Source organism: Candidatus Nitrososphaera sp. 86-2 (assembly GCF_056726185.1).
This window is the reverse complement of the sequence record NZ_JBWZON010000001.1, coordinates 1,099,237-1,119,277: the sequence shown is the minus strand read 5'-3', so window position 1 is coordinate 1,119,277 and position 20,041 is coordinate 1,099,237. Positions and strand designations below refer to the sequence as shown.

General features: G+C 52.2%; 25 protein-coding genes. 14 read left to right on the top strand and 11 right to left on the bottom strand.

What is annotated here, in order from left to right; all coding sequences use genetic code 11:
* Positions 1-52 precede the first annotated feature (52 nt).
* A complete protein-coding gene (locus ACYOR7_RS06820) occupies positions 53-874 on the bottom strand; it encodes an SIMPL domain-containing protein (RefSeq protein WP_294805730.1) in 822 nt (273 codons plus the stop codon).
* A 301-nt stretch (positions 875-1,175) separates the two neighbouring features.
* On the opposite strand from ACYOR7_RS06820, the gene ACYOR7_RS06815 reads away from it, so the two are divergent.
* The 3 genes from ACYOR7_RS06815 (at position 1,176) to ACYOR7_RS06805 (ending at position 5,204) form a co-directional block, all read left to right on the top strand.
* Positions 1,176-3,503: a beta-propeller domain-containing protein gene (locus ACYOR7_RS06815; RefSeq protein WP_479913470.1), complete on the top strand. Its 2,328-nt coding sequence runs from the start codon at positions 1,176-1,178 to the stop codon at positions 3,501-3,503.
* Between the two features lie 125 nt (positions 3,504-3,628).
* A complete protein-coding gene (locus ACYOR7_RS06810; protein WP_294805734.1) occupies positions 3,629-4,726 on the top strand; it encodes an RMD1 family protein in 1,098 nt (365 codons plus the stop codon).
* 52 nt (positions 4,727-4,778) lie between these two features.
* Positions 4,779-5,204 carry a hypothetical protein gene (locus ACYOR7_RS06805; RefSeq protein ID WP_479913469.1) on the top strand — a complete coding sequence of 142 codons (426 nt, stop codon included), beginning with the start codon at positions 4,779-4,781 and terminating at the stop codon, positions 5,202-5,204.
* Between the two features lie 103 nt (positions 5,205-5,307).
* On the opposite strand, the gene ACYOR7_RS06800 is transcribed toward ACYOR7_RS06805, so the two are convergent.
* Both ACYOR7_RS06800 and ACYOR7_RS06795 read right to left on the bottom strand, forming a co-directional pair.
* On the bottom strand, positions 5,308-5,985 hold the full coding sequence (locus tag ACYOR7_RS06800; protein ID WP_294805738.1) for a cupredoxin domain-containing protein: 678 nt from the start codon (positions 5,983-5,985) through the stop codon (positions 5,308-5,310).
* A 58-nt stretch (positions 5,986-6,043) separates the two neighbouring features.
* Complete coding sequence (locus ACYOR7_RS06795) at positions 6,044-6,220, bottom strand: hypothetical protein (RefSeq protein WP_294805740.1); 177 nt, start codon at positions 6,218-6,220, stop codon at positions 6,044-6,046.
* Positions 6,221-6,414: 194 nt separating this feature from the next.
* Here ACYOR7_RS06795 and ACYOR7_RS06790 point away from each other — a divergent pair, with 194 nt between their 5' ends.
* A complete protein-coding gene (locus tag ACYOR7_RS06790; RefSeq protein WP_294805742.1) occupies positions 6,415-6,603 on the top strand; it encodes a hypothetical protein in 189 nt (62 codons plus the stop codon).
* On the opposite strand, the gene ACYOR7_RS06785 is transcribed toward ACYOR7_RS06790, so the two are convergent.
* Positions 6,600-6,932 (bottom strand): hypothetical protein, encoded by a 333-nt coding sequence (locus ACYOR7_RS06785; RefSeq protein ID WP_479913468.1) that lies wholly within the window; start codon positions 6,930-6,932, stop codon positions 6,600-6,602. The genes ACYOR7_RS06790 and ACYOR7_RS06785 overlap by 4 nt on opposite strands.
* A gap of 158 nt (positions 6,933-7,090) precedes the next feature.
* On the opposite strand from ACYOR7_RS06785, the gene ACYOR7_RS06780 reads away from it, so the two are divergent.
* On the top strand, positions 7,091-7,333 hold the full coding sequence (locus ACYOR7_RS06780; protein ID WP_294805746.1) for a TRAM domain-containing RNA chaperone: 243 nt from the start codon (positions 7,091-7,093) through the stop codon (positions 7,331-7,333).
* A gap of 154 nt (positions 7,334-7,487) precedes the next feature.
* On the opposite strand, the gene ACYOR7_RS06775 is transcribed toward ACYOR7_RS06780, so the two are convergent.
* Positions 7,488-7,895 (bottom strand): YqaA family protein, encoded by a 408-nt coding sequence (locus ACYOR7_RS06775; protein ID WP_479914455.1) that lies wholly within the window; start codon positions 7,893-7,895, stop codon positions 7,488-7,490.
* 1,559 nt (positions 7,896-9,454) lie between these two features.
* On the opposite strand from ACYOR7_RS06775, the gene ACYOR7_RS06770 reads away from it, so the two are divergent.
* Positions 9,455-10,414 carry a transcription initiation factor IIB gene (locus ACYOR7_RS06770; protein ID WP_479913467.1) on the top strand — a complete coding sequence of 320 codons (960 nt, stop codon included), beginning with the start codon at positions 9,455-9,457 and terminating at the stop codon, positions 10,412-10,414.
* A gap of 519 nt (positions 10,415-10,933) precedes the next feature.
* Here the strand turns inward: ACYOR7_RS06770 and ACYOR7_RS06765 are convergent.
* On the bottom strand, positions 10,934-11,161 hold the full coding sequence (locus ACYOR7_RS06765; RefSeq protein ID WP_479913466.1) for an Lrp/AsnC ligand binding domain-containing protein: 228 nt from the start codon (positions 11,159-11,161) through the stop codon (positions 10,934-10,936).
* 167 nt (positions 11,162-11,328) lie between these two features.
* On the opposite strand from ACYOR7_RS06765, the gene ACYOR7_RS06760 reads away from it, so the two are divergent.
* Together ACYOR7_RS06760 and ACYOR7_RS06755 are read left to right on the top strand one after the other, a co-directional pair.
* On the top strand, positions 11,329-12,282 hold the full coding sequence (locus ACYOR7_RS06760; protein WP_479913465.1) for an adenylate/guanylate cyclase domain-containing protein: 954 nt from the start codon (positions 11,329-11,331) through the stop codon (positions 12,280-12,282).
* A 127-nt stretch (positions 12,283-12,409) separates the two neighbouring features.
* Entirely contained in the window at positions 12,410-12,691 is a 282-nt protein-coding gene (locus ACYOR7_RS06755; protein WP_294805249.1) for a hypothetical protein, read from the top strand.
* Between the two features lie 149 nt (positions 12,692-12,840).
* Here the strand turns inward: ACYOR7_RS06755 and ACYOR7_RS06750 are convergent, their stop codons facing one another.
* Positions 12,841-13,068, bottom strand: coding sequence for a hypothetical protein (locus tag ACYOR7_RS06750; protein WP_294805251.1), 228 nt, complete (start codon positions 13,066-13,068; stop codon positions 12,841-12,843).
* Between the two features lie 30 nt (positions 13,069-13,098).
* Positions 13,099-14,328 carry a FlgD immunoglobulin-like domain containing protein gene (locus ACYOR7_RS06745; protein ID WP_479913464.1) on the bottom strand — a complete coding sequence of 410 codons (1,230 nt, stop codon included), beginning with the start codon at positions 14,326-14,328 and terminating at the stop codon, positions 13,099-13,101.
* Positions 14,329-14,374: 46 nt separating this feature from the next.
* Between ACYOR7_RS06745 and ACYOR7_RS06740 the strand changes: the two genes are divergently transcribed.
* The 6 genes from ACYOR7_RS06740 to cobT are packed head-to-tail and all read left to right on the top strand — an operon-like array spanning position 14,375 to position 18,407.
* Complete coding sequence (locus ACYOR7_RS06740) at positions 14,375-15,292, top strand: DNA-methyltransferase (protein WP_294805255.1); 918 nt, start codon at positions 14,375-14,377, stop codon at positions 15,290-15,292.
* Between the two features lie 13 nt (positions 15,293-15,305).
* Positions 15,306-15,632 carry a hypothetical protein gene (locus ACYOR7_RS06735; protein WP_294805256.1) on the top strand — a complete coding sequence of 109 codons (327 nt, stop codon included), beginning with the start codon at positions 15,306-15,308 and terminating at the stop codon, positions 15,630-15,632.
* Between the two features lie 6 nt (positions 15,633-15,638).
* Entirely contained in the window at positions 15,639-15,977 is a 339-nt protein-coding gene (locus ACYOR7_RS06730; protein WP_294805258.1) for a hypothetical protein, read from the top strand.
* 37 nt (positions 15,978-16,014) lie between these two features.
* Positions 16,015-16,701, top strand: coding sequence for an NAD(P)H-hydrate epimerase (locus ACYOR7_RS06725; protein ID WP_294805260.1), 687 nt, complete (start codon positions 16,015-16,017; stop codon positions 16,699-16,701).
* Positions 16,702-16,703: 2 nt separating this feature from the next.
* Positions 16,704-17,321, top strand: coding sequence for an MBL fold metallo-hydrolase (locus tag ACYOR7_RS06720; protein ID WP_294805318.1), 618 nt, complete (start codon positions 16,704-16,706; stop codon positions 17,319-17,321).
* The gene (gene cobT, locus ACYOR7_RS06715; protein ID WP_294805262.1) at positions 17,322-18,407 is read left to right on the top strand and encodes a nicotinate mononucleotide-dependent phosphoribosyltransferase CobT; all 1,086 of its coding nucleotides are present in this window, start codon (positions 17,322-17,324) and stop codon (positions 18,405-18,407) included.
* Here cobT and ACYOR7_RS06710 read toward each other — a convergent pair.
* From ACYOR7_RS06710 to ACYOR7_RS06700, 3 genes are read right to left on the bottom strand one after another with little or no spacing between them, the layout of a single operon-like run.
* A complete protein-coding gene (locus ACYOR7_RS06710) occupies positions 18,400-18,744 on the bottom strand; it encodes a hypothetical protein (RefSeq protein ID WP_294805264.1) in 345 nt (114 codons plus the stop codon). The genes cobT and ACYOR7_RS06710 overlap by 8 nt on opposite strands.
* 42 nt (positions 18,745-18,786) lie before the next feature.
* A complete protein-coding gene (locus tag ACYOR7_RS06705; protein WP_294805266.1) occupies positions 18,787-19,401 on the bottom strand; it encodes a DNA-3-methyladenine glycosylase in 615 nt (204 codons plus the stop codon).
* Complete coding sequence (locus ACYOR7_RS06700) at positions 19,398-20,015, bottom strand: uracil-DNA glycosylase (protein WP_294805268.1); 618 nt, start codon at positions 20,013-20,015, stop codon at positions 19,398-19,400. The genes ACYOR7_RS06705 and ACYOR7_RS06700 overlap by 4 nt, the downstream gene beginning before the upstream one ends.
* Between the last annotated feature and the right edge of the window lie 26 nt (positions 20,016-20,041).

The following is a 20,041-nucleotide window of genomic DNA, read 5'->3' as shown; positions in this document are numbered from 1 at the left end:
AGAAAAGAAAGGGAGGGGAAGATGGGGGCGGCCGTCTGTCTGATTGCCTGCCTTAACCCATCGTGAAGACGACCTGGACGTTCATCGTGACCTGCTGCTGGCCCGGAAGTATCGGGGTCGGTACTGGCGCTCCGCCAACTGCTGCCTCGGAAAAGCTCTTGTAGGCGACTGGGAAGTAGACGTCGCCCAGGTTTATCGACTGGACGCCCGTGACGTTCATGTTCACCGCTGCTGCGGCCTTGTCTGCGCGGCTCCTTGCGTTGTCGATCGCCTTTGCAATGAGGCTGTCGCGGATCTCCTGCTGCATTTCATCCGAGATGAAGAAGTATGCACCGTTCACGTTGTTTGCGCCTGCGCCTACGGCCGTGTCAATTATCTTGCCGACGTCAGAGCTTGCGTCAACCGTCACCGTTACAGAGTTGACTGCCTTGTAGCCGGTTATCACGTCCTTTGGCTCGCATCCTGGGGGTCGCGGGTAGATGTCGATGCACACAGGGTTTGTCGAGCCGTATATCGGAAAGACGCTGTACTGGCTGGTGGCGATCTGGCTGTCGGTGATGCCGAGTGCCTTGAGCGCATCAATCACCTTCTGCATCAGTTGGGCGTTTGCAGCGACCGCGTCCTTTGCGGTTGTACTGTTTGTCTCGACGCCGATTGTCACGCTGACTTTGTCAGGTGTGACATTGGTGCTTGATGTGCCGGTGGTGCTCACGGTAGGCTTGGTACTGTTGCCGTTGTTGTTCTGTGCTGGCTGCTGTTGCGCAGCTGCTGTCATTGATTGGCCGCCAAGTATGCTGGCCGCCACGAGGCCGATTGCAAGTATGCCTGCAATCAGCACAATATTGCGGTTGTTCTTCATGTTCTGGTATGACATGACGCCCTATATTACAAGGGTAGGATAACTAAGCCTAGGGTTCAGAACGCGTTCCAAGGGGCTGTTCTGCGTTCCAGAACGGCTGTTTTATAGTCAGTTGACGAGCTATCTTGCAGGCCGTTTTTTTATAAATATTATATCAGAGCTTGTAAAAATTATGCACCCTAAAATGATAATACGCTATCTGTCGAAATTGGCCGTAAAAAATGAAACGCAGACACCAAAAAGGGTGTTCTAAAGTGTAGATTAATGATGTATAGGTTGGTTAATAATGACGGTAGAGAGGTTCAGAGAACAGAAAATGGCACGTTACTCGATGTACGGGATGGCTGGGATTGGGATTGCCGCCGCTATCGGCTTTGTGCTAGTGCTGGGGTCTATAGGGAGCAGCATTATCACCCGGGGGTCCAGCCCGGCGGCCTTTACGGGCGGAAACGGCACTGCCGGCGCTCCTGCCGCCCTTGTAACGGCGTCCACCCAGAACCTTGCAAAGTTCTCCTCGATTGACGAGCTGCGGGCGTTTCTGACAAACGTCGAGGCCAGCCGCAACGCGTTTTCGACCGCCCAGACCGGGATACCGTTTGGGTCTGCCCCTGGCGGTATTGCCTCTTATGGCCCTGCTGGAGGAGCAGCCGTTACAAGGGACGGCTCTACATCGCAGCAGCAAATGCTTCCGCCGGCGCCGCTCTCGTCAAACGCTGAAAAAAGCACCCCTGCCGACAATGCGCAAACCGGCAGTCCGTCGTTCTCTGGCACAAACAACCAGGTGGCCGGAGTCGACGAGCCCGACTTTGTCAAAAACGACGGCAGGTATGCGTACGTCTTGTCCGGCGACAAACTCACAATATCCTCTGTCTATCCGCCAGAGAACGCCACAATAGTAGCCAAGGTCGGCCTTGACATCAAGAGCGGTAGCCAGTACCTGCAAGAGATGTTCCTGAACAACGACACGCTTGTCGTGTTCTATACAGAGTACGCGCAGGACTATGTCATCCCGCAGTACGAGTTTGCGCCGCAGCCCGTGTACGCACCAAAGACTCACGCCCTCCTGCTGGATATCACTGACAGGGCAAACCCCAAGACGGTCCACGACTATGTGGTGAGCGGCACGTACCACGACGCAAGGATGATAGGCGACCGCGTGTATCTCGTCACGACAAGCGACCTGTACAGCTACCGCCAGCCGCTGGTGCCAAAGGTGGTAGAGTCGTCAAGGACGGTCGTAGAGCCTGATATCTATTACTTCAGGAACCCAGAGCCGTACTACAACTTTAACACCGTGACTTCGATAGGTCTAGCGAGCAAGGACGACAACCTGAATTCAAAGACGTTCATGATGAACCCTGCCTCGACCCTGTACGTGTCGCAGGATAGCATCTACATCGCCTACCAGAAATACCTGCCGTACAACTATTACGAGCAGTCAAGCCGCGACAGGTTCTTTGCAGCGGTGGTTCCGCTCCTGCCGCAGGACGCGCAGGACAAGGTAAAGGCCGTGGACGCAGATGCGTCGATACCTTCATCCGACAAGTGGGACAGGATAGCGACAATCCTACAGGACACGTACAACGGCATGAGCGAGTCTGACAAGTCGCAGCTGTTTGAAAAAATCCAGAAATCGCTTGCCGACTATGACTTGCAGGCGCAGAGGGACGCGACGAGAACTGTCATACACAGGATAGCAATCGGGCCAAACGGCGAGATTGACTACAAGGCGAGAGGTGAGGTCCCAGGCAGGCTCTTGAACCAGTTCTCGATGGACGAGAGCGGCAACAGATTCAGGGTCGCGACCACTGTCGAATACTACTCGCCGTACGCGCAGGGCCTCTATAGCAATGTGTACGTGCTCGACAGGGAAGACATGCAGACCGTGGGCAAGCTGGAGCAGATACAGCCTGGCGAGGCGATGTACTCGACCCGCTTTATCGGCGACAGGCTGTACCTCGTGACGTTCCAGAGAGTGGACCCGTTCTTTGTGATAGACCTTTCCCAGGACACGCCGGAGGTGCTCGGTGAGCTGAAACTGCCCGGCTACTCTACGTACCTGCACCCGTACGACGAGACTCACATAATCGGCATCGGCAAGGACACCAAGGACAACGGCTACGGCGGAGTCGTGCCGACCGGGGTAAAGCTGGCACTCTTTGACGTGTCAGACGTAAAGAACCCAAGATTGGTCAACGACTATACGATACCGGGGCAGGACACCGACTCGGAAGTGCTGCAGAACCACAAGGTGCTCTTGTTCAGCAAAGAGAATCCAAACGTGCTTTCGATTCCTGTGACAAAGTACGACGCGGAAGATGCCAAGTACGCGCCTGACGGGCGCTACCTTCCTCCAAAGGTGTGGCGCGGGTTCTACGTCTTTGGCGTGAGCGCCGACGGTGGAATCGCGCTAAAGGGTACGGTGGAGCACTCTAACAACGCGACCGACTATTATTATCCCTACTACGGGATACAGGGAAGCAGCAGGTCGTTCTACATTGGAAATGTGCTGTACACCGTGTCGGCAGGCAACCTCATCAAGATGAGCGACATCAATACGCTCAAGGACCTCGGGCAGCTGCAGATAGGAAGCACGGGCGACGTGATAAAGTACCCAGTGCCCCTCGACGCGCCGCCAAAATAACGACACATAGCGCCGGCAGGATTTTTTCTCTCTCTGCAACCCGCCGGACTTTTTATAGAATCTTGTTGCATGCAGCCGAAATTTCTTTTATACGATAAAGCCGATATACTGTACGGTTTTTCTTCATGATTCAGGAAGGCGAGCTCGTCTTCATCTATGTCTCGGATATCGGAGGCGAGGTCCAGCCCAAGGACCTCGAAGGCAGGCTGCAAGAGTACGGAAAAGCGTACCGGGAGCGGGTTACAGGCTCGTCATGGGTAGAGGAGGGAGTCAGGATTGCAGCCAAAGACGCGGTGGAGGTCTGCGGAATAAAATGCTGCGTAGAGATAAAGGTCTTTTCCGTGGGCGGAATCCTAGTCAGGATAAACGTGCCGGTAAAGAACAAGGGTTTTTCCGAGGCGCTTGAAATAATTTCAAGGGCAGAAGACGGGGTGGTGGCCGTGCGGGGCGCCTCCGTCCCGATGGCCGACTATGCAAGGGATCTTGCCCACAGGATAAAGGAGGACATCAAGCCCTTCATAACAAGCCCGTACGCCAGCGTGGACTATGAAGAGAGGTACAGGCTCATAGTGGTCAAGGAGGGCAACAGGGACCTCATAGGGAAAAGCAGAAAGGAGATTGTCGGCCTGCTGAGAAAGGAGCCTTTTGAGCGGCTCTGCATGGATGAGGTGGACGAGATAGTCGGCAACCGCTACGCGTACAGGGACAACTTTTTCATCGCGGACTTCAGGGGGGCGTTTGGCTTTGTAAAGAACATGGAGGCTTTTCCGGTGTCAAGGGCGGTAGAGCTGTACCTGCTCCAAAAGCTCCAGCTGCGAGTCTATGACTCACTCCTTGATGACATGCTGGGCAAGTCCTACGACATCCTCGCAAGAGCCGAGTCCAAGGCCGACCGGGAGCTTGGAGAAAAGATAAACGAGATCCACCTCCTGAGGCTGGAGCTACTAGAGATAGTCTCGGCCATGAAGGTCGCCCGGGGAAGTCCGAGGGCTAGGATATTCTCCTCCCTGTGCCAGACTCTGGGCGAGGTGTTTGAACTGCAGGACTTGGTAGATTCTGTGACGAGGAAACTTGACAGGTTGGGTGAAATCTACACGATGGTCTACGACTCGCTGCAGAATACCCGGTTCATAAAGATGGACAGGACGATGCTGATGCTGGAGGCGATAATCGTCGTCCTGATAGCAATCGAAATAGTGCTCGTGCTGTCCGGCAAATTCTAGAGTTTTTTTGCAGTAAATGATTTTAGATAGCGCCTTCTACCACAGCCCGTATATGTCTACAGAAGGGGACACCGAAATGCCGCCGGCCATGACCGCAATAGAAGCTACCAGCAGCGCAGAGCAAGTGAGCGAAACACAGCAGCAACAGTCATCATCGTCGACGATGCCCCTGCCAGAGCGCACCGTGACCAACGAGGAAGTCATGATAGCCCAGGCTCTTTCGAGGATAAAAAAGAACGCCAAGGTCCTTGAAAAGACCAACAAGATGCTCGGCCAGGTGCTCGACTCGCTCAAGAGGGCAGAAAAAGAGAGCGCAGGCCACGCAAGACAGGTAGCGGCGCAGAACAAAAAACTCGCGTCACAGATAACGCAGCTGCAAAAGCGCGTCGCCAAGATCAAGAGTGCTCCTGCGCCAAGGCCAACAGCTGCCAAGAAGCAAAAGAAGAAAAAGGCAAAGGCTAGGCCAAAAAGGCGCTAGGTGAGCCAGGCAGCCGCAGGGCCGCGGGTCTCGGAATACTCTATCTCTCTATCTTTTTTCTTCAAAAAATAAAAAAAGGAAAAAAGGGCGCCAGCCCTGCTACTTACTTTACTTCTACTTCGCCTGTCATCCACGGGTGGATTACACAGACGTAGTCGTATGTCCCCGCCTTTTCGAACTTGACAGTAAAGGTGTCAATCGGCGGCAGACCCTGTGGCGTCATCCCCTTTGGCCAGATAAAGCCCGAGTTGATGTACTGCTCTGTGCCGGCCATCGTGTAGTTACCGTTTGGCGGCAGCTTCATCACGTTGCCGTCGGACGCAATCGTGACGGGCAGGAATGCCCTTGCATTTGCTCCTACTACTACGGTGGCGCCTCCCGGCCCTGCCATGGTTATCGCCTCAGAGTTCGGCGCAAGCGGCGTGATGCCTGTCGAGTTGTTCACTACAAACGGCGCCATAAAGTCTGTCATCTGCGTCTGGTTCAGGACAAACGTCACTGTGTGTGGCTCGCCAACTCTGGTCGGGTTGAACCACATGACGCTTTCACCCACCTTTATCGTGGCCTTTTGCGGTAGGAACTTTGTCAGGGGCGCATTTGGTCCCCCTCCTCCTGCCATCACCTTGAACACGCCGTCCTTGTAGTCTTTGAACTTCAAGCCCAGTCCTAGCGACTGTGCAACACTCTGGTTGTCGTTTGCCGCCATCGAGGCCGTCACGGTGCTAACTGCAAGCACCGCGCTGGCAGCTATGGCAAGCGCAATAATGAGGTACCTGTTCATTAGGCCATCTCAGAGGCAGGATGTCTAAAAGGATACCGCTTTGAAAGCGGCTATACTGCTACCGCTTTAGGCTGGCGTTCTTTATCTCGCTTAGAAAGCCGAGGAAGGTTATCTGGTGCTCCTTGCTGCATTTTGAGCACACGAGCGTGCCCGCCTGCGCGTTCTGGCCGCCGACGACGCGGTCGGTGTACTCTATGAACTTGCCGCAGTCGCACTTGATCTTTTTGATTGCCACGGAAACGCTGTTGTCGGCGCCGGTATTATACTATTTTGCGCATTAGGCATCTGACGAATAATAGTGCATGAGATACAAGGTTTCCTGCAAAATCCACAGATATACTTATGATTCTACAATTTTACTTGCAAATACACAACAGCTCACACTTGGTCTGATATAATCTGCCGGCATACCATTTTCAACGGGTAATAATGTACAACAAGCAATCATGCCGCGAGTGCGGCGCTTATTTGATTCCTCATTCGTTCTGCATGGGATGCCGCGAGCACGTTAGCTGGGAATGCGGCCAGTGCGGCAAAATCGACGACTATACCCACGTACACAACTATTGCCGGGCAGTGTTCAAGCGCGAGATAGTAGTCGAGACGGTGCGGGGCTAATCAGCGGTCTTCATGCGCTTGTCGTACGCCTCTATTATGCGCACCAGCGCGTTGTCCTCTTCTTTTACCGCGGAAAGGAACTCTTCGTAATAGCCCCACTTTTTCACCTGCCCTACAGTCCTTGCAAAGTCCGAGTTGTGCTCCTTTTCCATCGCGACGACTTTTTTTTCGAGCAATGGGTCGCCTGCCGACCTTACCAGCACCTGCTGGATGAGCAAACGGTTATACCTGCTTGAAGCAAAGTACCTGCGGTAGAGGTTCATCCTGTCCTCCTTGGCATTCGCGTTTTTGAGCTCCTGGAGCCGCAGCTGGAATAATGCTATGGTCACGTGGTGAAAATTTGCGGCGTGGGATAAAAACAACACTCTTGGCGACGTTGAGAAGTTAAGGGACATGAACTATCATATAGTTCGAATCTTCATGAGCTTCACCGCAATCAGGTATATCCTCCGTTTATATTGCAGAGACGGATACCTTCCATTAACTAATGTCATACGGTGAAAGAAGAGGCTTTGGCGGAGGAAACTTTGGTCCAAAGCCTGTAGAAACAGGTAAAGAATACGACGTACAGATTACTGAAACGAGCAGACAAGGCGACGGCATTGCCAGAGTACAGGGATTTGTTATCTTTGTGAAGAACGGCAAAGTTGGTCAGACCAGCAAGGTGAGGGTCACCAATGTAGGCCCAAGGTTTGCAACTGCAGAATTGACTGCACCAACAACTCAGTAAGAAGAAATACAAAACCCGACAAGACTGCACAAAAATAATGTGGCAACTGCCTCTCTTTTAACAGAACGGAAAGTACCACGTTGGTTTTTTCTTATTACTATGTTTATTATTTCAGGTTAACACGCACACGGTTATTACAACATACACACACTAACTAAGGCAGAAATGATGTGGTGAAAAAGCTGCCCGCATATACGATTGCCAAAATCTTTATCGCTTTACCCACAGACATCGCAACGGCGAATTTTCGGATGTCATACTTTTTTGTTCCTGCTACGATTGGTATGACTTCTCCCAGTACGGGAATCCATGAACAAAAGAAGATGGCAACCCATCCATATTTTGCCAGCAAACCATGACTTTTCTCCTCATCTTGTTTTTTGGGCTTTTTATGCAAACGCCTGAAAATTGTCTTGCCGGTTCTACCAAGATAGTAGGCGACAAATCCGCCAATTATGGAGCTTGTGGTCAAGACAGTGAAAACCCTCAATTTGCTCTCGCCGCCGGCCAACAGCGCAATGGTCGTTAACTCTGTAGGAATGGGAACGACTGACGAGAGCAACCCGTTTAAGAAAAGTCCGACCAATCCATATTTCAGAAAGAATGGATTGTGCGTTATGACCTCAATGAACCCTATTATGTCCGAGGTTGCTCACATACTTCATAGGCATCATCTCCTAGATAATATTGGATCCTTGGAGTGACTATTCCCTTGGTTGTAGCCATTCGATGGATGGATGGACGGTCATTATCTAGGCTTCAGCACGTCGCTGTCCTTGGAAGAAAAGTTCTGGAGAGACTTGTGGGCACGGAATTGACCGGTGCGATTTGATTTTGACATGAACATGGCAGAGTCTTCTTCTTCATAAATGCTGGTTACTTTATGTTTGGTTTTTCGTGACAGCGGCAGCCACACATATTGTTGCGAGTTATTATCCCAAAAAGCGTAACGAGTGGAAACTTGTTGAATACATGTATCTCCTCACAGCTATCGCAACCTACGAGTATGTTTCTGACAAGATCCTTCATATTATGAGATACCCCTTAAAGTAGGCGCCCTGCACATTGCATACGGCGACGAGTCGGTCGACCTTAAGAAGGGCCGGCGACGCAAAGAGACCATCTTCATTGAAGCTTGCCCGGCACATATTATAGCAAGATGTTCAGACCTGTGGGAATAATTCGAGCATTTCCACCAAAAAATATGGACCTGCCTAGGGAGATCCGAGGTGTGAACATCAAGTATCTCTTACAATGTATGAGTGGGAGAAGGGAAGGGGAGCTTTTCTGTGTACAGGAGGTTGCAAGAAACGATTTTTTTTGCCATTAGGGTCTTTTTGATAGAACATAGGCCGAATAGATCATCAAGACCACCAACAAAATCGCAGGAAAAATATGGTCAGACCTAGAGTTTGTCCGTACTGCATATAGAGTTTAACTGTGTAGCTGTCCCACGGCGAAAACAACTCTGACTGACAGCTCAACTACCACGACAATACCGCCGCTCAAGGACAGAATAATTGTACTAGGCTGTTGGCTTGGGATCGCTATTACCATATGCATCATCTTGTACGGTCTACATTGGTTCGGCAGCCTAGGGGCGATAGGGATTACATTTCTAATTGTCACACTCTTTCTAAAGAGCGGGTATGGCAAGAAGCACAACAAGAGATTCAAGCGTGTACTGAGATATTGGTTCTCTAGGAAGTTTCAGTGGGCCAGCCTAGTCTTCCTAATCTTTGCAGTTTTTATGATAATATCTATCGATAGAGGGTACAGTCGGTTCCGCGACAACATTGAAGCCTCTGTCGAGCCTGGCCGCCATGTTGTGCCGTTGGACAGACTTGAATTTCTTGCAGCGTATACAGATCATTCTTTAAATGGTACGTTTGCATGGATGTCTTGGATAATTGTCTGTGAAGATGCTGAATACCTGATTTTCCTTGTCTTGGTCAGAAAGGGGCTCGTCTTCAGAGAATAAAAATAAGGATGGTTTTTTTGCCCTGCCGAGAAGCCATGACTAAAGGCTTTCTTTGCAAAGTAATCTTCTGCTCCATGTCAGAAATGCGGGTGTTTATATGGCAGGCTTGGGGAATGTAAGATAGTTATCCCGTTACAGTATTGCAAGTCTCAACTCTATGTTCTGTTTGCAACTGCAGCCTGATTTCAGACCAAGAATCCGGCGAGGTTGTCTGTAGTAACTGCGGTCTAGTATTGTCAGATAAGGCATCTGAAACCCGCGCGGAGTGGCGCGACTTTGGCTCAGAATCTGACAAGAGGATCAGGACAGGAATGCACACCTCACTGGCGAGGCACGATATGGGCCTCTCCACCACCATCGGAAAGACAAACAGAGACGCAAGCGGAAGGCTCCTTGATGTGAACACTCGCTACATGATTAACAGGCTGAGAACGTGGGACCACCGGATACAGCTTGACGCACCTTCAGACAGGGGTCTCGAAAAGGCTTTTGACGAACTTCACAGGATACGCGCCAAGCTGGGCTTGTCAGACACGATGGTGGAAAAGACGGCTTACATTTACAGAAAGGCCCACGATAAGAAAATGGTGCGTGGAAGGAGCATCTCCGCACTCCTTGGCGCATGTGTCTACTTGGCGTGCAGGGAACTGGATGCACCTGTAACACTCAAAGATATCACTGCCGTCAGCAACATCAAACGCCGAGATGTCTCGCGCTATTACAGACTCTTACTCACAGAACTGGACATCAAAGTCCCACTGATAGATCCAATGAAGTGTGTCATCAAGATAGCAAACAAGACGCAGATAAACGAGAAGATAAGAAGACAGGCGATATCTCTCATGCGCGACATTGCCGGAACCAAAGTGCAGATTGGCAAGGCGCCAATGTGCTTTGCCGCAACAGTCCTGTACATAGCCTGCAGAAAAAGCTGCAGCGGCATGACCCAGAGGACCATTGCAGAAGCAGCAGGTGTGACGGAGGTCAGCATCAGAAACAGGGTTAGGGAATTCACAAAAGAACTCGACTCCATCAAAACTCTTGCTGTCTCTCCAGTGCACACAACTCAACGCAATGATCTTCCCTCGCGTGACACTTGATTGCAGAACCAAATGAAAGGAGTGTGATACAAAACTGAGTGAATCAGGCTGATCTTCTTCTGTAACCTGATTTTGCATTCACACTCTTCTTTGTAGAGTTTTTACTTCTTTTCATTATTTTTGCCATTATTACTTTAATGAAAACATCATTCTTAAGGATATCCAAATAATAGCATACCCTTTCTGATTTTTTTTGTTGTATATTGAACTTACATTGCATCGGGTAACTTTTGTAACATAGATCGGAACAGAACGAAGAATCCCATTTCTGTGCGCGCCCTTTTCGTCAAGGGAGACACACTAATGCTTAGGTTGGGAGCTGTGCGCGACGAGGTAGTCGACAGGATTATTGAGATGAAGAGAAGATATCTAGACTTTGATCATCTGCACGTTCGACGTGTGCATCCATAGGCAATTGTTTCTCACGCGAGTGATCACTGCGAGATGAAGGCAACGTCATGATGGATGGATGGATGGATGTGCGTACATATCCGCGCCCAAAGGTCATTTGGCATTCTTCTAGGCAATGAGCATTGTGAGAGTAGAATCCACATTGTGGATTGTACCGATTTCGGTGCCAACGGTTTCATGAAGTTCGTTTTCCGTATTTGCAGTGACTTTCACTATCAAGTCATAGATTCCCGATGTTCTATAGACAAAATTTACGGCGGATAACTTGTTAAGCTCATTAATAATTCCGATATCAAAAGGGAACCGGCAATTCAATAACACTATGGCAGAAGTCATATGCTCTTTCTTTCACACTCTACGTACATACGATATGCGCAAGCCTCTATTAAGCCATTCAAAACAAAGAGCAGGATCAATTGATCTCAAAGGAAGAAAATGATAAGCAAAATGTGTTAATAGGAATGAGCATGTAATGATGCTCAATAAAGGTAGGAATACCCAAGTTGCAACCAAGAACAAGACAAGCTGTCATGAACCTGTATCAGGCAGGCATTTTTCCAGACGTAATTGCGATGCAGCTTGATATTAACAGAGAAGAAGTTGATAGCATAATAAAAGAGGGCGCGGCCGAAGGTGAGAAGAAGGGAAAATCTGTCAAGCAGGCATCAGATACACCTTCTCTAGGCATGTTTTATCTTGATGCAATTGTTAACATCGAGAACATTATCAAATCGGCTCAATTGGCAATGTGGAAGTCTCTGGCAGGAGAAATGGAATTTGATATATCAAATGAGGACACCCAGAATGCCCTTGAAAAAATGGCAGAATCTAAAGCTATTTTCGTGATACTGTACATCGACATAGTCGGCTCGACAAAGCTTTCAATGACGCTGCCGGTAAACAAGCTCGCCGCCATAATCCGCGGGTTTACGCACGAGGTGTCGCTTGTGGTATCCGCATATGGCGGCTACGTGCTCAAGTACCTGGGCGACGCAATACTTGCATTTTTTGTCGTTCCTGATAAATCCGATCAGTACATGCCGTGCACAAACGCCGTGTACTGTGCAAGGTCTATGGTTAGAGCAGTGAAAGAAGGATTCAACATCATCCTAAATCAGGAGGGATACCCTGAGCTGGACGTTCGTGTCGGAATAGACGTGGGAGAAAACGTAGTGGTGCAATATGGATGGGACGTTCAGTCTTTGGTCATTGACAATAAACAGATAAACACGAAAAAAGCGCACCACGACATTCTTGGCTATACTATTAGCATGGCATCCAAGATTACGGGTCTTGCGCAACCAAATCAAATTGTAATTGGCCAATACGTGTACGAGGTGCTGGATGAGCGACAGAAAGGCGCATTCGCGCTATTGCCCCTTCCTCCAGAGGAATGGAATTATGTAGGCAGCAAGACCGGAAATCTGTATAGCCTGTATGCCAGTGCACCGCAATGAAGGTTTTTTTTGATATGCAACTGCTCCGACGCTCGTGAGCTGGGGTTATAAGCGGGCTTGCGCTACCTTTACCGGTAAGTTTTCTGTGCAAAATAGTTTTCCGATGAAAGAATGGCATGTTGAACACATGCAAAAGACTGTTGTAAAGTACGTAAAGGGTCTGCCTGAAAACGCTTCTTCCTTTGAGAAAAGAAATCACAAGAAATACGGCGGACTGAACCACATCTGTAGACAAATAGAATACGATGTCAAGCACGGCGTGACAGACAAAGAGGTCGTACTCATGCTACGAAAGATCCGCGATGATTCATCTTTTCTAGATCTAAGGAATGGTAACGGCTCGATGCAGAGATTAAAAGAGATTGAGACTTACTTCATTAAACCTAGAATTGGGTTTTCACGGCCCTGACAATGTAGGAGAAGATGATTCAGTCTCCCATCTGCCCCCGCCTTAGTTATCCAACTGACAACTAACTCAGTTGTGTGTGTATGTATCGTATGCAAGCTGTAATAGAAGATGTTTCTGTTTTTCATGTCTCTTGACTTCCCAACATCCTCTTAGCGCATCGGGATATAGTCGTCGCGCTCGGCCGAATAGACCTGCTTTACCTCCGAATACCCGCGCTCCTGCACAAACGTCCATGACTTGCCGCACACGGCACACGCGATGCGCTTTTCCTTTGCGGAATATTCAAGCTCGTGGTGGCTGCAGCGCACCTGGTACTGGCGCTTGTAGGCTTCCATCTCGCGCAGCGTGTCGATGTGCCTAGTCGAGTTCTCGGCCACGAGTGCAAACGCGCCTGCGCAGAATATAATCTACACGGACCGCATTTTGCCCCGGTAGCTAAGGCTAATCGAGTCCACGCCGGCAAGCTGCTTGGCCTTGGCTATGATGCCTGACAGCCAATCGTCATTGGACTCTTTGGAGTCGATTATGACGCCCATGTACCTGCTTGAGCCCTGCTCGCCGTGGCCCATAAAGTCCTCGACGGTTGCTCCCGGGTACTTTTCCCTGATGTCTTCAATCACTGGCGCGGCGTCCGGAGGCAGGTACAGAACGAGTTTTTTGTTCCTCTTCTTGCTGACAAGAAACGCCACCACGCCTCCCACGGCGACCACCGGCAAGGCTATCGGCAAGAGCTCCATAAATGGGATCTGAGTAAGATCCAGCCTGCCCGGAGCGGCCGGCGTCTCTGCATCTGCGCCGGCGACCACTATCTTGCCGTCCCCTCCGCTTGGGGCGCTCCTTGTTCCCGAGTCGTTCCTTGCGGTGATGTAGTAGGTGTACGTACCTGAAGGCGCGGCCTTGCCCTGCGAATCGGCGCCGGTCCACTTTACCTGGTTCTCGCCCTGCGCCATTGCGCCTGCAAACGTCGCTACCGTGTCGCCTTTCACGTTCTTTATGTCGATTTTGTATGTGCCTGCCGAGGACGACAGAAACGCTATCGTGACCGAGTCGTTCCTGTCGGAGTGGAATGTCAACATCTTTTGCCCCTCAGGCACGGACAGCTGCGGCGCCGCCGGTGGGACTACTGACCCTGACAATAGCGGGAGCTCGTCGACCTTGAGGGACTCTGCGATGGCAGCCATGCTTGGACCCTTTGCCATGTCTTTAACTGCGACCTGCTCAAAGACGGACCTGGACACTTCATGAACGCCGGGTACGAAAGTCTTGCGTATTGAATCCTTGATTGTCACCTTTGCGGCAATCGATTTGGGGATGGGCTTTTCAACGCCCTTTGAAGCCGCGTCCTTGGCTGCCACGCTGTCGGCAACGCTCTTTTTCAGAGAGAGCCCCTTGGATACAGAGTCGCTTGCCGCAAGAGTTTCAGACAGCGAGACTGTGAACTTTTGTCTCGGCGGCTGCTGCGCCTGCGCGGCCTGCAGTAGCAGCGTCCCAGAAAGGAGGACCGCGACCGCAAGCACCGCTTTTGCCGCTAACGATGCCATGACTTGGCTCCCAAGTTCCCACTGCGTTTTTTCAGCCAACAGATAAAAGTCTCGTGAAACCGCGGCATAGAGGCGTCCTATGTACGAAAGCCCCATGTACATGGCATCATCTTTATAGCGCGGGAGCGCGCGGCAAAGGCGAATGGCGGATAGAAAGCGTGCGCCCACAAGGACGAGCGACTTTGGGGTGTCGCGCCGGGAAAGCCACGACTCGTCGCGGTTCTACTCGCGCAGGCTGTATTCAAATGGCAACGGCAAAGAAGGGGGCGCCGGTCTGCCTGAAAACAACAACAGCGTGCCTGAAAAAGCGCTTGACAGGATATTCTGCAAGAGCAGCGAAAAGATGGACGAGCTTCCGGACAAAAGCGTGCATCTTGCAGTCACGTCGCCCCCGTACAACGTAGGAAAAGAGTACGACGGCGACCTTACGATGGAGCAGTACCGCGCCCTTTTGAAAAGCGTGTTTTCCGAGCTGTACCGCGTGCTTGCAGACGGCGGGAGGGCGTGCATCAACGTGGCAAACCTGGGCCGCAAGCCGTACATACCGCTCCACAGCTACGTCATACAGGACATGCTTGCGTGCGGGTTTCTGATGCGAGGCGAGGTGATATGGGACAAGGGTTCTAGCGCCGGCGCCTCCACGGCGTGGGGCAGCTGGCAGTCCGCGTCAAACCCGACGCTTCGCGACGTGCACGAGTATGTATTGGTATTTTCAAAGGGCTCGTTTTCAAGAAAGCCGGCAGCAGGAAGCAAAAACACGATATCCAAGGAGGAGTTCCTAGAGTACACGAAAAGCGTGTGGGCGTTCCAGGCCGAGTCTGCAAAAAAGGTGGGGCACCCTGCGCCCTTTCCGGTAGAGCTTCCGTACCGGTGCATCCAGCTGTATACTTTTGCCGGCGACGTCATTCTGGATCCGTTTTGCGGAGTCGGCTCTTCCTGCATAGCAGCGCTAAAGGCGGGCCGGCACTTCGTAGGATACGACACGAGCGAGCAATATGTTCAGGCCGCGCAGGCAAGGCTGCGGACATTTAGACAACAAAAAGGAAATATTCCATTCTAGCCATACCCATGGCGTGCCAGAACTGGTCTACCTGAAATACGAGGAGCTTGACGACATGCTCAAGGTGATAATCTACTCGTCGCAGTCGATGCTCGGAGTCGTCCCTATGCTCTACCACATCAACCACGGAGGCAAGAACGTGCTCTTTATTCAGACGGGAACCGTCGGGAGCGCCACCGTCCACTATATCGTGCAGAACGACATGCCTCCGAAAAAATTCATCCAGCTCAAGAGGCTCTCCGGCGCCTATTCGTACGTCGACGGCATCGGGACCGACGCCCAGTCACTGTACGTCCCAGTGCTGAAACTTGAAAAGTCGACGCTTGAATTCCCGCACTGACCCTGCATGAAGCGCAGCAAAAGAAGGAACAAGCCGGACAGAAAGGCGCGGCCGAGAAACGAGATGACCGAGCAGGAAGTAGAAGAGTTCCTTTCAGCAATCCGCGGCTTTGAAAACGGTAGCTACCCCAAGCTCCGAGACCTGCGGAAGCTCCTTCCATCGATGGACCCGTACAAGATAAACGTGGTCTTGAAATACCTAGAGCGCTCCAAGGCGATAATCGTAGACAACGACGGCTACATCGTCTGGACAAGGGGCGACGCGCCGGACCAACTGACCCTTGGCGACGTGGCAGACATCAGCGACGACCTGAAGGAATTTCTGGCGAAGGAAAAGGAAAGTTGAATTAGTTTTTATGTTGCCGTGAGGGAATGGATGCCCAATGAAGGTCAGGCCCATCACTTCGGACCAGATGTACAGTATAGAGGAAAACGGCCACAGCAGGATTGGTATGCGCCGGTTTTTGATGATGGAAAACGCCGGTCACGGCATCTCTGATTTTGTCGCCGGCAAGTTCAAGAACCAGCTGAAAAACAAGAAAATAGTGGCGGTGTGCGGCACCGGCAACAATGGGGGCGACGGCCTCGTCGCGGTGCGCCACCTCGCCGGCTACGGGGCAAAGACGTCTGTGGTCCTGCTAGGGAGCCCGTCAGACATCAAAAGCGAGGAGGCCAAGCTCAACTGGGGCATAGTGGAAAAGATGGACTCTGTTGAAATCATTTTTGGAAAAGAGGTGAGCGACGCGGTGCGGAAAAAGATCCTGTCTTCAGACATTATCCTTGACGGCATATTTGGGACCGGCATAAAGCGCGAGGTCAAAGACCCCCACGCGTCGGCCATAGACGCGATAAACAAGTCAAAAAAAGCATACGTCCTTGCCATCGACGTTCCTTCCGGACTTGACCCAAACACCGGCTCTGCCTACGAAAAGACTGTGCAAGCCGACGCCACGATGACTTTTCACCGCATGAAAAAAGGGCTTGCGGCAAAGGGCGCAAAGAAATACACGGGACCTGTCTACGTCGAGCGGATAGGCATACCGCCTGAAGCGGAGCGTGGCGTCGTTTGAAGGTGCTACAGATACCCGTCGGCCAGATGGCCAACTTTACCTACATCATCGCCGACGACGGGGAAACAGACGAGGCGGCGGTCATCGACCCGTCCTGGGACCTCGACAAGGTGTTTGACGCGCTGAAAAGAAACGGCTGGACGGCAAAATACGTCATAAACACGCACTCACATTTCGACCACGTGCTTGGCAACGAGCAGGTGGCCAAGGTAACCGGGGCAAAGATAGTGCAGCACAGGGCGTCGGCGCTGGAACGCGATATCGAAGTGCAAGAAGGCGACACGATAAAGGTGGGAGAAATACTGCTTCGCGTGGTGCACACACCCGGCCACTCGAAGGACAGCATCTGCCTCGTGCTTGACGGCAAGCTCGTTTTTACCGGCGACACGCTCTTTGTGGGAAACTGCGGCCGTACAGATCTACCCGGGAGCGACCCTGCGGAAATGTACGACAGCCTGTTTGGCAAAGTTTCAAAACTCGACGAGCGCCTGTTGATGTACCCCGGTCACGACTATGGACAAAAGCCGACTTCGACCATTGGACACGAGAAAAAATTCAACTACGTCCTGTCCCCTCGGACGAAGCAAGAGTTCCTTGAATTCATGGGCCACGGCGATTAGATGAAAAAAGACGACGTAATCGGGCCCAGGCAGGCGGCAAGCAAGTTTTCCGCAAAAAACCCGTTCTTTTGCTGCGTGATCTCGCACACGGCGACAAGTGAGACCCCTGGGCTGACGGTGGCCGGAGCAAACCCGGAGCTTGTGAAATACACGTCGCCGGCGGATGCCGAGTTTCTGCACTATGGCTATTGCAAGTGCATCCCCGGCGTCCCTGCTACTCCTGACGGCAAGCCTACTCCCGCGGTGATAACAAGGGCTGCGTTAGAACTTGCCGAAATCCCGTTTCTAATAGTCGAGGCCGGGACAAAGGTCAAGCCCGACATTCCATGCATGTCCTTTGGAGTAAAGCCTGGAGGCAACATTGCGCAGGAAAACGCGATGGATGTTTCAGACGTAAAGAGGGCGCTTGAATACGGCCACGCGCTGGGCAGGCAGCTTGCGCGATCGTCGGACCTCGTGATAATCGGAGAGAGCATCCCCGGCGGCACCACGACTGCGCTTGCGGTGCTGAGCGCCCTTGGGATAGACGCGCTTTTCAAGGTCAGCAGCAGCATGCCGGAAAACCCTCACGGCCTGAAGAACAAGGTCGTCCAGTCGGCGCTTGAACGCGCCCGCATCTCAGCCGGGGGAGTGCCGTCGCTTGAGGCAATGTCTCTGGTGGGCGACCCGATGCTGCCGTCGGTGGCAGGCATTGCCGCTGGCGCGCTGGAGGCAGGGACCAGAGTCATGCTTGCCGGAGGCACGCAAATGACCGCGGTGCTTGCAGTCATGAAGGAGCTTTCGATACCGCTTGCCGATAATGTCTGCATAGGCACCACCGCCTACGTCGCAAAAGACAGCTCTGCAGACCTTGCCGGACTTGTGAAGCAGGTGTCGCCAAAGGTGCCTGTCCTTGCGTGCGACCTGCACCTTGAAAAATCGAAAAAACCGGGCCTGCAGGCGTTTGCAAGAGGATTCGTGAAAGAAGGCGTGGGCGCAGGCGGCTCGTCGATAGCCGCCATGCTGAAAACAGGGGCGGGTGGCAAAAAGATGCTTGCCGCCATAGAGCACGTGTACGAACACTCGATAGAGAAAAAGCCTACCTGAGTGAGATGTTTATGGTGTCCTTGGCGCCAGCAAACATCTGGGCCATGAGCTGCTCCTGCAGCTTGTAAAAGTACGACCTCAGGCCGGTCGCGTCGCCGCTGGCCTGCTTTTGCACGGCTCCTATCAGGTATTGTGCCATCCTGTCTGACACTGCGATATAGAACCTCGTCTTTATCCTTGCGTCCTGCGATATGCGCAACTCGTTTCTGATCTGCGCCGGCGCAGAATCCTTGGCCTGCGCCTCTATCTGGCCGTAAATCCGAAACAGAATCTCTGGTTTTACCCCGAGCTTTTCGTCGTCCATCGTAATGTGGTATGTCGCTGCTGGTCCTTGCATGACAATGCTCAAAAAATGCGGTAAAAAACAGGTCGAGGAGCTCTATTTTACCTGCAAGCTAGCTGGCCTTGCTCTTTTTCTTGAGAGAAAAGCGCTTGACGGGTCGATAAAGCGCCACTCCCTGTCAGTCGCCCTGCTTATCCCTATCCTTGCCGTGGCTATCACCACCGGCCTTGCGGGGCCATCCTCTATCATGATCTCCGAATCAGGGTCGGTCATGTCTGCGCCGTTCTGACTGCGGGTTATCTTCATGGCCTGCGCCAGCTTGCCCGGGCCGGTAGTGAGCGAATATGCGTCGTCGAGTCCCCGCAGCCTCTTCATCGTCTCGATGCCGTCCACCGGCTCAATGCTCCGGATGAGCACCGCGCCTGCCGGCGCGCCGTTTCTTGCAGATACGTTGACGCAGTGGTGGTTGCCGTACGTGAAATACACGTACGCAATCCCCGCTTCGCCGAACATTACCCTGTTCCTCTCCGTCATTCCGCGGCAGGCGTGGCTTGCAGGGTCGTCTGCATGGCCGTACGCCTCTGTCTCTACTATCACGCCTGACAATCTGCTGCTGCGGCCTCCGTTTAAGCTGCGCACCAAGACCTTGCCTATCAGGTCCCTTGCGACCTCTGCCGTGGACCTCTGGTAGAACGACCTGGCAAGGATCACATGAAATCCTCCAGCGAACCTTCTTTGCCCTCGTCAGTTTCGCCTCCTCCTCCGCCACCTATCTCCTTTGCCAGCTTTTTCAGGTCGGCTTCAAGGAGCGAAAGCATACTCCTGTTGTATATCGCTGCCGCAGGATGTATCGTCAAAAAGTACTTTTGTCCAGCCTTTTCGATTATCTTGCCTCTGTTTGCGGTTATCGACCCGCCGCCTAGGATGGACGAGTACGCGGTCCGGCCCAATATGCAGATTATCCGGGGCCTTATCAGGGCTATTTGCCGCTCGAGGTACGGCGTGCACGCCTGCACCTCGTCGTCCTCTGGCACGCGGTTGTTCGGCGGCCTGCACTTTACCACGTTGGTGATAAAGACCTGAGAGCGCGAGATGCCGGCCTTGGCAAGCATCTCGTCAAGTATCTTGCCTGCCGCGCCCACAAACGGCCTGCCCTTCTCGTCCTCGCTCCTCCCCGGGGCCTCGCCTATGAACATCACCTTTGCTGCAAGCTGGCCCTCGCCGGGCACCGCGTTCTTTCTGGTCCTTGCCAGCTTGCATTTCGGGCAGCCTGCGACCTCGCCTGCTATCTTTTCAAGCGAGTCCACGAGAGGCAGCCTCGACATATATGTACCTGCACGAGCCGGGAGCT